The organism is Pseudomonas fluorescens, assembly GCF_019212185.1.
Lineage (GTDB): Bacteria > Pseudomonadota > Gammaproteobacteria > Pseudomonadales > Pseudomonadaceae > Aquipseudomonas.
The window spans coordinates 4,119,225-4,132,834 of the sequence record NZ_CP078138.1 but is presented as its reverse complement, the minus strand read 5'-3'; the positions used below and the strand labels follow the sequence as shown (position 1 = coordinate 4,132,834).

The following is a 13,610-nucleotide window of genomic DNA, read 5'->3' as shown; positions in this document are numbered from 1 at the left end:
ATGGCAGAATCCTACAAAGTAGAAGGAAAAAGCCGAATTGGGCGGGGTGATGCCAATTTGACAGGTGAAGAATCCGTCGTGGGTCGTTGCATAAAGACAGTGATCAACGGCTTCCGGGAAAGCGCTACACTGGGCAATCCTTATAGATGAGCAATATAGTGCACAAAGAAAATGGCCAGCGCGCCTCGGTCCTGCAACATGTCAGCCTCAACGTCCGCCGCCTGCGCCATGCCGCCGGGCTGAGCCAGGGCGCGCTGGCAGAAATCTCCGGGGTCAGCCGGCGGATGCTGGTGGCGATTGAGGCCGGCGAGAAAAATGTCAGCCTGACCACCCTCGACCGGGTGGCCGAAGCGCTGGACGTGGCCTTCAGCGATCTGATCCAGGCCCCCGACTCACGGGACCCAGGCCGAATCAACGAACTGGCCTGGGCCGGGACCATTCCCGGCAGCCATGCGGTGCTGCTAGCCAAGGCCAACGCCAGCCGTGAGGTCGAGTTGTGGCAGTGGCAACTGGAGCCGGGCGAGGTCTACCTGTCTGCCGCCGATGCCGAAGGCTGGAGCGAGCAGGTGTATGTCTTCCAGGGCAGCCTGACCCTGGTGCTGGGGGATGAGGTGCGAGTGCTGGGCTGTGGCGAGTTCATCAGCTTCGCCAGCAATTTCACCCATGTGTATCGCAATGATGGGGATGAGGCGGTGCGGTTTGTGCGTAATGTGGTGATTTGAAAGGGCACAGCGCATCCCCTGTAGCGAGCTTGCTCGCGAAGAACCTGAGAGCTCCGCGAACATTCAGGATGCCTGCATTATCGTTAACGTTCATCGCGAGCAGGCTTGCCCCTAAAAAAGCGGTATGGCGCTTCCTTAAGACAAAAAACCACCATCCACATTCAGTGATATCCCAGTGGTATAGCTGGATGCATCACTGGCCAGGTACAGCACCGCGCCGGCCATTTCACTCGGTGCGGCGACGCGCTTGAGCGGGATCTGTTGCAGGGCGGTATTGAGGATGGCGTCGTTCTTGACCAGCGCCGAGGCGAACTTGGTGTCGGTCAGGCCTGGCAGCAGGGCGTTGCAGCGAATGCCGAACTGCGCGCACTCTTTGGCGAATACCTTGGTCATGTTGATCACCGCAGCCTTGGTCACCGAGTAGATGCCCTGGAAGATCCCTGGTGAGATGCCATTGATCGACGCCACGTTGATGATGCTGCCGCCACCGTTTTCACGCATCAGCTTGCCGGCTTCCACCGACATGAAGAAATAACCCCGGATATTCACATCGACGGTTTTCTGGAACGCGCCCAGGTCCGTATCCAGCACGTTGCAGAACTGCGGGTTGGTCGCCGCGTTGTTGACCAGGATATCCAGGCGGCCGAACTGCTCGCGAATGCCGGCGAAGACCTGGCTGATCTGCTCCATTTCCCCGATGTGGCAAGCAATTGCAGTGGCCTTGCCGCCGTCGGCGATGATGGCGTCAGCCACGTGCTGGCAACCCTCGAGCTTGCGGCTCGACACGATCACGTGGGCACCTTGCTGGGCCAGCAGTCGGGCAATGGCCTCACCGATACCGCGGCTGGCACCGGAGACAAATGCGATCTTGCCGTCGAGGTCGAACAACTGAGTCTTGGACATGGTGTTTCCTTGTGAGGGGCGTGGCGCCGGGAGTGCAGTCAGAGGCTGGATTTGTGGATCACTTGCAGGCTCATCTGCTCCAGCAGTTTGTTCATCGAGATGAACTGCGCGAAGCGTTTGTCCTGGGTCTGGCCATGGAAGAAGCGGTAATAGATCTGCTGCACGATACCGGCCAGGCGGAACAGCCCGTAGGTGTAGTAGAAATCGAAATTATCGATGCGAATACCCGAGCGTTCGGCGTAGTAGTCGACGAATTCCTGGCGGCTGAGCATGCCCGGGGCATGGCTTGGCTGGCGGCGCATCAGTTGCACCGGTGGCGGGTCGCCGGCTTCGATCCAGTAGGCGAGGCTGTTGCCCAGGTCCATCAACGGATCGCCGAGGGTGGTCAACTCCCAGTCCAGCACCCCAATGATTTGCATCGGGTTGTTCGGGTCGAGGATCACGTTATCGAAACGGTAGTCGTTGTGCACGATGCTCGAGGTCGGGTGATCGGCCGGCATCTTGTCGTTGAGCCAGGCCTTGACCGCCTCCCAGCTCGGCGCATCCGGGGTCAGGGCCTTGTCGTAACGTTCGCTCCAGCCACGGATCTGCCGCGCCACATACCCTTCAGGCTTGCCCAGGTCGGCCAGGCCGCAGGCGCTGTAATCGACACGGTGCAGCTCCACCAACTTGTCGATGAAACTCTTGCACAGCGCCTCGGTGCGCGGTGCATCCAGGCCCAACTCCGGCGGCAACTCCGAGCGCAGGATGATGCCCTTGACCCGTTCCATCACGTAGAACTCGTCGCCGATCACCGATTCATCGGTGCAGTGCACGTAAGCCTTCGGGCAATACGGGAAGCCATCCTTGAGCTGGTTGAGAATGCGGAACTCGCGGCCCATGTCGTGGGCGGACTTGGCCTTGTGGCCAAACGGTGGGCGGCGCAGGACGAACTCCTGCTCCGGGTATTCGAGCAGGTACGTCAGGTTCGACGCGCCGCCGGGAAACTGACTGATCCGCGGCAAGCCGCTCAAACCCGGGATCTGAGCCTTGAGATACGGATCGATCAGGCTGGCATCGAGTTCTTCGCCTTCGCGAATACGGGTGGACTGGTCGTTAAGCGCCATGCTTATCCCTTCTGCTTATTCTGGATGGCAGGAATTATTGGCTAATCTAATGCGCCCACCCGGCACCCACAACCATGGCGTCCCGTTATAGGTGAGCGTGTTGCCGGTTAATCATTGTTTTTGATACAGGCGTTTGAAAACTGCTTCAGCGCATCGCGCGCCGAATCGCCGGCGGTAGTTCTATGGGGGTCAGCAGCGGGCGATTGGAGAAGAACGCCTGCAGGTTCTGCCCCACCAATTCCACGGTGCCCTGGGTCGCTTCGGGCGACAGGCCGGCGACGTGGGGCGTGAGAATCACATTGCTCAGGACCTTGAGCGCATCCGGTACCTGGGGTTCGTCATCGAACACATCCAGGGCGGCGCCGGCGATCCGGCGGTGTTCCAGGGCGCTGATCAAGTCGCTGGTGACGATCACGCTGGCGCGGGCGATGTTGACGATAAAACCGTGGGGGCCGAGGGCGTCCAGCGCCTGCTTGTTGATCAGGTGCTGGGTGCCGAGGCCGCCCGGGGTGCAGACCATCAGAAAGTCCGAAGCCCGCGCCAGTTCGGTGGGAGTGGAGCAGAAGTCATAGGGCACGTCGTTGCGTACCTGGCGGTTGTGATAACTGACGCTCATGTCAAAACCGCTGGCCGCGCGCTTGGCGATAGCCATGCCTACCGCACCGAGCCCGAGTATGCCCAGGCGCTTGCCAGCGAGGGACGGGCGCATGATTTTCGGCCATTCACCGCGGCGCACTGCCGAATCGGCCCGGGGAATGTCACGCACCAGTGCCAACAACAGGGCCATGGCATGGTCTGCCACCGATGAGGCGTTGACCCCCGCACCATTGGTCACGCGAATGCCCCGGTTGCTGGCGGCCTGCAGATCGACCTGCTCGTAGCCGGCGCCGATCACGCAGATGATCTTCAGGTTGGGCAGGGCGGCGATTTCTTCGGCATACAGCCCCAATGGCCCGCGAGTCAGCACGGCATCGATTTGCCCGCCGTAGGTGCTGATGGCCTGGGTGCGTTCGGTGGGGGTGGGGGCGAGGATCAGGTGAAAGCCTTGGTGTTCGAGAATCGGCAGGTAGTCGTTGATGGTTTCAACCAGTACCAGGACGGTTGCGGGCATTGCTTTACTCCTGTAGTCGGCTGCGTGGCGGGCGTCATGCGTCGTTTCAGAGTGCTGATTCCAGAACCACTTGGCAATGGTGGTTAATCGCAGTTGCGGTGTTTTCCAGTCTGGCCTGCTTCGCGCAAGAAGCAAATTCATGACGCTGGTCTACCGCAAGCGCAGTGACGTCTATGCGCAGCACACTGCAAAGGCAGTGTGCTGCTGCAATGTCACTGGGCTGTTGGCGACTGGTTTGCCCTGTTTTGCTCCGCCAGTGCAATGGCTTTGAAATCATAGGTCGGATAAAACTCGGTCCTGTATGCTCCCCACGCCGTATTTTCGAGTGCGAGATTTACTTCAGCCAAGCGAGAGGCTGGAAGTCGTATTGTGACCACTTGCCCGATGCCCATCATGATGTTCCAACTGACAACTTCGACTCCCGCAGGTGGAAATGTCTTGTAAAATCCTTGGCTGGCAAGCTGAGCTTTCAGTTCGCCCAAGGGTCTTGATTGATCATGTTTTAAAAAAACAGTCAGCATAACTGCATTTTCTGGCGTAGCAGCGGCATGTTTTGCGGCGGGAGTTGTTGTGGGCTGTGCGCTGGCCGCACTGCAGAAGACCGAAGTAACAAGTAGTGTGGGTACCAGCAGTGCTCTGATTGTTTTCTGCACGGTGACTCTCCATGTTTTGTTTTGGTAGTTGAGAAATTTCAAAGGAAGTTGCAATTCGGCTGGGGGCTCTCAGGTCGATAGCACAAAGGTGATCGATTGATATTAGTTGGTGGCAGGTGTGCCTGGCTTAAGCGCGGATTTAGTTTCTACTGAGCCAGTGTAAGGGGCATGAACGACATAGATGCGCACAGGGGGGGTGTCTTTTCCCGTGTGGTGGGGGACTTCACGAGAGTAAGTGAACTCACTTCGATTCAAGGTTTCCAAGCGCCTGACCACTGTCTTGGTTGGCCCGACATCGGGTACCAGGATGTGGGTCTTATGATCGCCGGTGATGAAAAAGTACCCGCCGCCGCCATTGCTGTACTTGGATTCGCCTGTGTCAGTGTAAAAAAACTCGTAGCGATTTAGTTTCGGGTCCCACGTCGATATTCCAACCGCGCCTGGATAATGCTCTTTCACGTCCGTTTGAGGGGCGCCCTCGATATACACCTTGGTTGTCAGCCATCGAGCAGAGGAGGCCAGTTCCTGGATATCAGCAGTGGCCGGGGGTTGCTGCGCAAAGCTACTAAGTGGACATAGCAGCGCCGCGAGAAGCAGGCATTTAAACGTCATCTTGTTTTTTTGCATGAGGTTATCGCCTTCTCAGGATTTTGCAGATTGCTGTTTATTAGCTGTCAGCATTAAAAGCGCAAAAAATATAGTCCTGGAAGACCTGTTGCTCAATAGTGGGGTGGTGGCTTGTAACAAATAAGTGCTTTTTATTTTAAGTAATGTTTTGTCTTGTTTTAGTTGTGTTCGGATTGTCGGGTTGTCCCTGTCTATATAAATTGATAGATGATGTTGCGTTGTAATTCGTTCAGTCCCGATTTAGAAAGCACCGTGTTGCTCAAGGATTTCATCGAATAACGGTTTCCCCTGAGTGGCTCGGGCCAAGGTGGTTGCATCTAGCATTGGCGAATACTTTATCAGCGCCTGCTCTCGATCCTGAACGTCGTCGCCGATTGCCCGCAACGAGCCAGAAATGTGCAGCTATTGGCTGAGCCCAGCATTTAAACGCCGCTGCTACAAATTTCAGTATCAACGCCAACGCCTCCGCCTCCGCCTCCGCTTCCGCAGAATAGAACCCCTGTCATTGATCTGATCCGCACCACCGCTCCTCAGCTAAGTCTTTGCTTCTGTTGATTAATACCGGACAATCGCGCCCTGTTTCGGCCAGGGCGCTGCCTGTCAGCATTTTCTGACTCGTCCTGACCGAGTGGCAAATACCGGAATGCGGAGATCCGACCGGATGAATGATCAGGCCAATAGCGTTGATGAACGCTATGAAGCGGCGGTACCAGTCAGTGTCAGCGGCTGGAATCGTCAGGACACCACGTGGATGCTCGGGCTGTTTGGCACGGCGATTGGTGCGGGTACCTTGTTTTTGCCGATCAACGCAGGCCTTGGCGGTTTCTGGCCGCTACTGATCCTGGCGCTGCTGGCATTCCCCATGACCTATTACGCGCACCGTGGCCTGACCCGCTTCGTGTTGTCCGGTCGCGAAGGCGCCGACATCACCGAAGTGGTCGAAGAGCATTTCGGGATCAAGGCCGGTGCCCTGATCACGCTGCTGTATTTCTTCGCGATCTTCCCGATCCTGCTGATCTACAGCGTGGCCCTGACTAACACCGTCGGCAGCTTCCTTGAGCACCAGTTGCACATCATGCCGCCGCCACGGGCCGTGCTCTCCTTTGTGCTGATCCTCGGCCTGCTGGCCGTGGTCCGCTGCGGCGAGCAGGTCATCGTCAAGGCCATGAGCCTGATGGTCTACCCGTTCATCGTCGCGCTGCTGTTCCTCGCGGTGTTCCTGGTGCCGCACTGGAACGGCGGCATCCTCAGCACCGCCTCCACTGTGCCGGAGCCTTCGGCGCTGCTGCATACCCTGTGGCTGGCGATCCCGGTGATGGTGTTCTCGTTCAACCACTCGCCGATCATCTCGGCCTTCGCCGTGGACCAGAAGCGTCGCTACGGCGGCCATGCCGAAGAACGCAGTTCGCAGATCCTCTCGCGTGCCCATCTGCTGATGGTGGCGATGGTGCTGTTCTTCGTCTTCAGCTGCGTGCTGACCCTGTCGCCGGCACAACTGGCTGAAGCCAAGGCACAGAACCTGTCGATCCTGTCGTACCTGGCCAACCACTTCAGCAATCCGACCATTGCCTTCGCGGCGCCGTTGATTGCCTTCGTGGCGATCTCCAAGTCGTTCCTCGGCCACTACATCGGCGCCAGCGAAGGCCTCAAGGGCCTGATCGTGAAAAGCGGCAAGCGCCCAGGTGCCAAGGCACTGGATCGCATGACCGCAGCGTTCATGCTGGTGGTCTGCTGGATCGTTGCCACCCTCAACCCGAGCATCCTCGGCATGATCGAGACCCTCGGTGGCCCGGTGATCGCGGCAATCCTGTTCCTGATGCCGATGTACGCGGTGCGCAAGGTGCCGGCGATGGCCAAGTACCGTGGCCAGGCGTCCAACGTGTTTGTCACCGCAGTCGGTCTGGTGGCGATCACCGCACTGATCTACTCGCTGACCGCGTGATCGGCGCAAATACCGATTATTGAGCAGGATCCGCTCCAGGCGATCCTGCGCTTTAAGCTACAGTGGCCGCTGCGCGTATCACACGCGCAGCGGTTTTTTTTCGTCTGGAGACAGTGGATTGTCCAACCCCCCTCAAACTATCGAAACCGCCAACCGCTGGCGCGATGTGCTCGCCGGATTATCGATTGCCGGCCTGCTGCTGCCGGAAGCGGTGGCTTACTCGACCATTGCCGCGCTGGCACCCCAGGCCGGGGTGATCGCGCTGTTTGCCGGTCTTCTGTGTTACGGCCTGCTGGGCACCAGCCGCTTTGCCATCGTCTCCGCTACCTCATCCTCGGCGGCGGTGCTGGCTGCGGCGACGGCAACCCTGGCCAACGGTGACCCGCAACTGCGGTCAACCCTGGCGGTCGGCCTGGTGCTGGTGACGGGCGGGTTATTTGTGCTGGCCGGGATCTTTCGCTTCGGTAGCGTCACCTCGTTTATCGCCAAGCCGGTGCTGCGCGGCTTTGCCTTCGGCCTGGCACTGACCATCATCCTCAAGCAGGTGGCGAGTGTGGTCGGCGTGCACTTGACCGACGCCAACCTGGTGCGCTTCGCCCCGCAACTGCTGGAACAAGTGCCGCAATGGAACTGGACGGCTGCGGCGGTGGCCGGCTCGGCCCTGTTGCTGCTCGGCCTGTTTTCACGCTTCCCACGGGTGCCCGGTGGCCTGTTGGTGGTGGTGATCGGCATCGCCGCCGGGCAGTGGCTGGACTTGCCTGCTCACGGCGTGAAGCTGATCGGGGTGATCGAACTCAGCCTCGAAGTGCCAAACCTGCCGGTGTTGCCGTTCGCCGACTGGTTGCGGCTGGGGGAGGTGGGGTTGGCGCTGGTGATGATCCTGTATGCGGAGTCCTATGGCTCGATCAGTGCCTATGCGCTGAAGCATGGCGACCGTGTCACCTCCAACCGCGACCTGTTGGCGCTCGGCGCCAGCAATCTGCTGTCCGGCCTGTTCCATGGCATGCCGACCGGCGCCGGGTATTCGGCCACTTCGGCCAACGAAGCGGCGGGCGCCATGTCGCGTTGGGCCGGCGGCGTAGCGGCGTTGGTGGTGCTGATCATCGTGCTGACGGTGTTGCCGTGGATCGCCTTGACGCCCGAGCCGGTGCTGGCGGCGATTGTCATGCATGCGTTGGGACGCGGTTTGAGTCTGCAGCCGTTGGGTCGCTACTTTGTCTGGCGTCGTGATCGGTTGCTGGTAATTTGCGCGGTGGGGGCGGTCTTGACCCTCGGCGTGCTCGACGGCCTGCTGGTATCGGTGGCGATCAGCGTGTTGTTGATGCTCAAGCAGCTGTCGGCGGCGGATATTCAGATCCTCGGTCGCATCGATGACGGCCACGACTTCGTCGACCTGCAGCGTCACCCGAGCGCGAAAACCGAGCCGGGCATCCTCATCGTGCGGCCCAGCGAAGCGCTGTTCTTCGCCAACGTCGAACGTATCCTCGGTGGCGCCCTGCGTCTGGTTCGTCATTCAGCAGTGCCGCTGCACACGGTCATCCTCAGCCTGGAAGAGTCACCGAACCTGGACGGCACCAGCATCGAGGCGATGCAGGATTTCTTCCGGCAGATGCATCAGCAAGGCCAGCGGCTGATCCTCGCACGGCTCAAACACGATGCGCTGACGGCACTTTCGGCGCTGCCAGAGGTGGAGGGCAATGGGGTGATCCTCAGTGGCTTGAGTGTGGATGGGGCCGTCGAGCACGCGCTGAAACTGCAGGCATAAAAAACGCCGCGTACCTCACGGCGCGCGGCGTTTTCTACAACGAGTCAGCCTTAGGCTTGAACGACCGGAATCTTGGCGTTCGCTGCAGCTTCACGGAACTCGGCGATTTGGTCGAAGGACAGGTAGCGGTAAACGTCGGCCGCCATGCTGTCAATCTTGCCCGCGTATTCCATGTACTCCTCGACGGTCGGCAGGCGACCCAGGATCGAAGCCACCGACGCCAGCTCAGCCGAGGCCAGGTAGACGTTCGCGCCGTCACCCAGACGGTTCGGGAAGTTACGGGTCGACGTCGACACAACTGTCGAGTTCGGCTCTACACGTGCCTGGTTACCCATGCACAGCGAGCAGCCCGGCATTTCCATGCGCGCGCCAGCCTTGCCATAGATGCCGTAGTAGCCTTCTTCGGTCAGTTGGTGAGCGTCCATCTTGGTCGGCGGCGACAGCCACAGACGGGTTGGCAGCTGACCTTTGACCTGATCCAGCAGTTTACCGGCAGCGCGGAAGTGACCGATGTTGGTCATGCACGAACCGATGAACACTTCGTCGATCTTCTCGCCAGCAACGCTGGACAGCAGACGGGCGTCGTCCGGATCGTTCGGCGCGCAGAGAACTGGCTCCTTGATCTCGGCCAGGTCGATTTCGATGATTTCGGCGTATTCCGCGTCGGCATCGGCAACCATCAGTTCAGGGTTGGCAATCCAGGCTTCCATCGCTTGGGCGCGACGTTCCAGGGTACGTACATCGCCGTAGCCTTCGCCGATCATCCAGCGCAGCAGGGTGATGTTGGACTGCAGGTACTCGGTGATCGACTCTTTCGACAGCTTGATGGTGCAACCGGCAGCCGAACGTTCAGCCGAGGCGTCGGACAGCTCGAAGGCTTGCTCGATGCTCAGGTTGTCCAGGCCCTCGATTTCCAGGATGCGGCCGGAGAAGGCGTTCTTCTTGCCTTTCTTCTCTACGGTCAGCAGGCCAGCCTGGATCGCGTAGTAAGGAATGGCGTGAACCAGGTCACGCAGGGTGACGCCCGGTTGCATTTCGCCTTTGAAGCGCACCAGGATCGATTCCGGCATGTCCAGTGGCATCACGCCAGTGGCTGCGGCGAACGCTACCAGGCCGGAGCCGGCCGGGAACGAAATGCCCATCGGGAAACGGGTGTGGGAGTCACCACCGGTACCGACGGTGTCTGGCAGCAGCATGCGGTTCAGCCACGAGTGGATGATGCCGTCGCCCGGACGCAGGGATACGCCGCCACGGGTCATGATGAAGTCAGGCAGGGTGTGGTGGGTGGTCACGTCGATCGGCTTTGGATAAGCCGCGGTGTGGCAGAACGACTGCATTACCAGGTCAGCCGAGAAGCCCAGGCACGCCAGGTCTTTCAGTTCGTCACGGGTCATTGGACCGGTGGTGTCCTGAGAACCTACGGTGGTCATCTTCGGTTCGCAGTAGGTGCCAGGACGCACGCCTTCTACGCCGCACGCCTTGCCGACCATTTTCTGCGCCAGGGTGTAGCCCTTGGTGCTTTCAGCCGGAGCTTCCGGCTTCTTGAACAGGTCGAACGCAGGCAGACCCAGTTCGGCGCGAGCCTTCTCGGTCAGGCCGCGGCCGATGATCAGTGGGATGCGGCCGCCAGCACGGACTTCGTCCAACAGCACAGGGGTCTTCATTTCGAAGGTGGTGAGGACTTCGTCAGTGCCGTGCTTGCAGACTTTGCCAGCATGCGGGTACAGGTCGATCACGTCGCCCATGTGCATGTTGGATACGTCGAATTCGATTGGCAGTGCGCCGGCATCTTCCATGGTGTTGTAGAAGATTGGAGCGATCTTGCTGCCGAAGCAGAAACCGCCGCCGCGCTTGTTCGGCACGTAAGGAACGTCGTCGCCGAAGAACCACAGTACGGAGTTGGTGGCCGATTTACGCGAGGAACCGGTACCGACCACGTCGCCCACGTAGGCGATCGGGAAGCCTTGGCCGCGCATTTCTTCGATCTGCTTCATCGGACCGGTGACGCCTTGAACGTCCGGCACGATGCCTTCACGGGCCATTTTCAGCATGGCCAGGGCGTGCAGCGGGATGTCTGGGCGGGACCAGGCATCAGGAGCAGGGGACAGGTCGTCGGTGTTGGTTTCGCCAGTCACCTTGAACACGCGCAGGCTGATCTTGTCGGCCAGGGTCGGACGCTTGAGGAACCACTCGCCGTCAGCCCAGGATTGCAGGACGCCTTGAGCGTGAACGTTGCCTTTTTTGGCGCGTTCGGCCACATCGTGGAACGAATCGAACATCAGCAGGGTGTGCTTGAGTTCCTGGGCCGCGACTGGCGCCAGCTCGGCGTCGTCCAGCAGGTTGACCAGGGTCTCGATGTTGTAGCCGCCCTGCATGGTGCCCAGCAGTTCAACGGCGCGCTGCTTGCTGATCAGGGGGGAAGAGGCTTCGCCTTTGGCGATGGCGGACAGGAAGCCAGCCTTGACGTAGGCCGCTTCGTCCACTCCTGGTGGAACGCGATTGGTGATCAGGTCAACGAGGAATGCTTCTTCGCCAGCCGGGGGATTCTTCAGCAGCTCGACCAGGCCTGCAGTTTGTTCGGCGTTAAGCGGCTGGGGAACGATACCCAGTGCTGCGCGCTCTTCGATATGTTTGCGGTAGGCTTCAAGCACAGTTATTACCCTCATCAGTGGTCCCAAATGGGTGTCCGGGACGCTCATCCCGAAATTGCCGTACTCATGCGCTGCGTGACGTTGTGGGCCACTTAGCCAGAATTACCGACAATTCCTTACAGAAGCTGCTTTCAAAGTTTTACGCCTGCAGAACGGGGAGCTGATGAGGGTTGGCGTCAGGCTTTTCCCCGCTGGAAAAACCCTTCGCCAACACCGCTCTGAAGGAACGACTGTGCTCGTGACGCTTTGAAAACAGCTTCTAACGGACATTGGCGCCTAAAAAGGCAGGCTGATTCTACGGCAAAAAAAATTTAAAGGTAAGTCGGCGCTTATTGGACTTTGGTGGAGAATGACGCCGCATAGGTTTCCCGCTGACAGCACCCGAGTGGCTTAGGCCCTGAAGTTTGAGGGGTGATCAATGCCCGACAAAGGGCTAACATGCCGGCCTGTTCTGCTTTTTCGCGTCCTGCCTACCTATGCCCAATCAGACTATCAAGACCCCTTGCATCGGCCTCTGCTCCACGGTCTACGGCGACCTGGTGTGCCGCGGCTGCAAGCGTTTCCACCATGAAGTGATCCACTGGAACGGCTACAACGAGGAGCAGAAAACCGCGGTGTGGTTGCGTCTTGAGCAACTGTTGGTGCAGGTAATGGCCGGCAAGCTGGAAATTTTCGATGCCGGGCGCCTGCGCCAGCAACTGGAGTCGCGCAAGATCCGTTTCGTGCCCCACCAGTCGGCCTATTGCTGGGCCTACCAGCTGATTGCCCGGGGCGCCCGGGTGATCAACAACCTGGAAGCTTACGGCATGGTCCTGCTCCCGGAGTTTCGCGACTGGAACCTGCCGGAACTGCGCGATGCCATTGATCGGGAATTTTTCCTGCTGTCCGAAGCCCACTACCAGCGCTACATCGCGCCGGGGTTTCTCAAGGATGGGATTGGGGGTTGAGCCCTTGGGCAGCGGCCGTAACCCTGTAGGAGCGAGCCTGCTCGCGATGAAGTTGATGCGGTGTTGCTAGAGGCCTTATCGCGAGCAGGCTCGCTCCTACATTAGGTTGGCGCTGTCAGCCTTCGCGATTGGCCAACTCCACCAGGTGATCGATGATTTCATCGGTCTTGAGCACCAGCACATCACTCTCCAGCGCATCCAGCACCACTTCTGCGGTATTGCCAATCAGCGTTCCGGAGAAGCCGGTGCGTGCCACCGTGCCGATCACCGTCACCGCAGCCTCCAGTTTATGTGCCATGTGCGGAATCAGCACATCCGCCGGGCCTTCTTCTATATGCAGGTGTTCGTTGTCGATATCGAACTCGGCCTGGAACGCCATGCACTGTTCGCGGTAGCGCTTCTCGATGGTTTCCTTGAGCTGGAACACCGGGTCGGCGGACGATAGCATCGGCGAGGGGTGCGCGGTGACCACATGCAGCTGCGCCTTGGCCAGAGCAGCGATGTCAAAACCATGATCGATGATGGTGGCGTGCAACTGACGGTGCTCAGGGTCGCTGTTGCCGACGTCGATGGCCGCGAGGATGGTGCCGCCTGTCCAGGGTTTCTTGGTTTTTACCAGCAGCACCGCACTTGGGCACTGGCGCAGGAGCTTCCAGTCGTCGGGGGTGAGCAGGAATTTTTTCAGCGGGTTGTCGTTGAAGTGCTGCTTGATCACCAGGTTGCAGCCTTCTGCCTGCTGCACCTCGATGATGGTGTCATGCAGGGTGTCGTTCCACGCCTGTTCGGTGGTGACGCTGAAACCGTCGGCCAGCAGGCCGGACTTCAGCACACTCAACATTGAGGCGTGATCATGCTTCTTGTCGCAGATCAGCAAATGCAGATGGGCCTGGGTGACCCCGGCAATCAGCTTGGCGCGCTTGAGGGCCAGGCTTTCGTCGGGCGAGGGCTCAATCACCACCAGAATGCTGCGGACGTCTTGCATGGTCGGGATCTCCACTGGATGAACATAGGGTCGTTTCACAACTATAGATGCTGGTCGCAAGCGCGGGTCTTGACGCATATCAAGGCAGGTGACTGGTGGTCTGCCGGCAGCCCGGTATAATCGCGCCCTCGCTTTCCACCTATTGCCCCGTGAGCCCCATGCTGCCTAGCCCTGAATGCGTCGCCGTGCTGCCCAATGCGC

11 protein-coding genes are annotated in these 13,610 nt (G+C 59.5%); 4 read left to right on the top strand and 7 right to left on the bottom strand.

Features of this window, described 5'->3' with window-relative positions:
• The first annotated feature begins 158 nt into the window (after positions 1–158).
• The gene (locus tag KW062_RS18395) at positions 159–722 is read left to right on the top strand and encodes a helix-turn-helix domain-containing protein (RefSeq protein WP_027616206.1); all 564 of its coding nucleotides are present in this window, start codon (positions 159–161) and stop codon (positions 720–722) included.
• A gap of 135 nt (positions 723–857) precedes the next feature.
• Here the strand turns inward: KW062_RS18395 and KW062_RS18390 are convergent, their stop codons facing one another.
• From KW062_RS18390 to KW062_RS18370, 5 genes are all read right to left on the bottom strand, one after another.
• Complete coding sequence (locus KW062_RS18390; protein WP_105754905.1) at positions 858–1,625, bottom strand: SDR family oxidoreductase; 768 nt, start codon at positions 1,623–1,625, stop codon at positions 858–860.
• A gap of 38 nt (positions 1,626–1,663) precedes the next feature.
• Positions 1,664–2,731 (bottom strand): phosphotransferase family protein, encoded by a 1,068-nt coding sequence (locus KW062_RS18385; protein WP_105754904.1) that lies wholly within the window; start codon positions 2,729–2,731, stop codon positions 1,664–1,666.
• Positions 2,732–2,876: 145 nt separating this feature from the next.
• Positions 2,877–3,842 (bottom strand): 2-hydroxyacid dehydrogenase, encoded by a 966-nt coding sequence (locus KW062_RS18380; protein ID WP_105754903.1) that lies wholly within the window; start codon positions 3,840–3,842, stop codon positions 2,877–2,879.
• Between the two features lie 212 nt (positions 3,843–4,054).
• Positions 4,055–4,495: a hypothetical protein gene (locus KW062_RS18375; protein ID WP_081786269.1), complete on the bottom strand. Its 441-nt coding sequence runs from the start codon at positions 4,493–4,495 to the stop codon at positions 4,055–4,057.
• Positions 4,496–4,597: 102 nt separating this feature from the next.
• Positions 4,598–5,122, bottom strand: a complete 525-nt coding sequence (locus tag KW062_RS18370) for a DUF4822 domain-containing protein (RefSeq protein ID WP_105754902.1) — start codon at positions 5,120–5,122, stop codon at positions 4,598–4,600.
• A 661-nt stretch (positions 5,123–5,783) separates the two neighbouring features.
• Between KW062_RS18370 and KW062_RS18365 the strand changes: the two genes are divergently transcribed.
• Both KW062_RS18365 and KW062_RS18360 read left to right on the top strand, forming a co-directional pair.
• On the top strand, positions 5,784–7,064 hold the full coding sequence (locus KW062_RS18365; protein WP_027616211.1) for an HAAAP family serine/threonine permease: 1,281 nt from the start codon (positions 5,784–5,786) through the stop codon (positions 7,062–7,064).
• A gap of 118 nt (positions 7,065–7,182) precedes the next feature.
• Positions 7,183–8,829, top strand: a complete 1,647-nt coding sequence (locus KW062_RS18360) for a SulP family inorganic anion transporter (RefSeq protein WP_105754901.1) — start codon at positions 7,183–7,185, stop codon at positions 8,827–8,829.
• A 50-nt stretch (positions 8,830–8,879) separates the two neighbouring features.
• Here KW062_RS18360 and acnB read toward each other — a convergent pair whose 3' ends face one another.
• On the bottom strand, positions 8,880–11,480 hold the full coding sequence (gene acnB, locus KW062_RS18355; protein ID WP_027616213.1) for a bifunctional aconitate hydratase 2/2-methylisocitrate dehydratase: 2,601 nt from the start codon (positions 11,478–11,480) through the stop codon (positions 8,880–8,882).
• Positions 11,481–11,956: 476 nt separating this feature from the next.
• On the opposite strand from acnB, the gene KW062_RS18350 reads away from it, so the two are divergent.
• Positions 11,957–12,427, top strand: coding sequence for a DUF1289 domain-containing protein (locus KW062_RS18350; protein WP_027616214.1), 471 nt, complete (start codon positions 11,957–11,959; stop codon positions 12,425–12,427).
• 115 nt (positions 12,428–12,542) lie between these two features.
• Here the strand turns inward: KW062_RS18350 and KW062_RS18345 are convergent, their stop codons facing one another.
• A complete protein-coding gene (locus KW062_RS18345) occupies positions 12,543–13,409 on the bottom strand; it encodes a universal stress protein (RefSeq protein WP_105754900.1) in 867 nt (288 codons plus the stop codon).
• Positions 13,410–13,610: the final 201 nt, after the last annotated feature.

Excerpts from the sequence above, each read along its gene's own strand:
- KW062_RS18390 (WP_105754905.1), bottom strand. The coding sequence starts at position 1,625 with ATGTCCAAGACTCAGTTGTTCGACCTCGACGGCAAGATCGCATTTGTC.
- KW062_RS18385 (WP_105754904.1), bottom strand. The coding sequence starts at position 2,731 with ATGGCGCTTAACGACCAGTCCACCCGTATTCGCGAAGGCGAAGAACTC.
- KW062_RS18380 (WP_105754903.1), bottom strand. The coding sequence starts at position 3,842 with ATGCCCGCAACCGTCCTGGTACTGGTTGAAACCATCAACGACTACCTG.
- KW062_RS18370 (WP_105754902.1), bottom strand. The coding sequence starts at position 5,122 with ATGCAAAAAAACAAGATGACGTTTAAATGCCTGCTTCTCGCGGCGCTG.
- KW062_RS18365 (WP_027616211.1), top strand. The coding sequence starts at position 5,784 with ATGAATGATCAGGCCAATAGCGTTGATGAACGCTATGAAGCGGCGGTA.
- KW062_RS18350 (WP_027616214.1), top strand. The coding sequence starts at position 11,957 with ATGCCCAATCAGACTATCAAGACCCCTTGCATCGGCCTCTGCTCCACG.
- KW062_RS18345 (WP_105754900.1), bottom strand. The coding sequence starts at position 13,409 with ATGCAAGACGTCCGCAGCATTCTGGTGGTGATTGAGCCCTCGCCCGAC.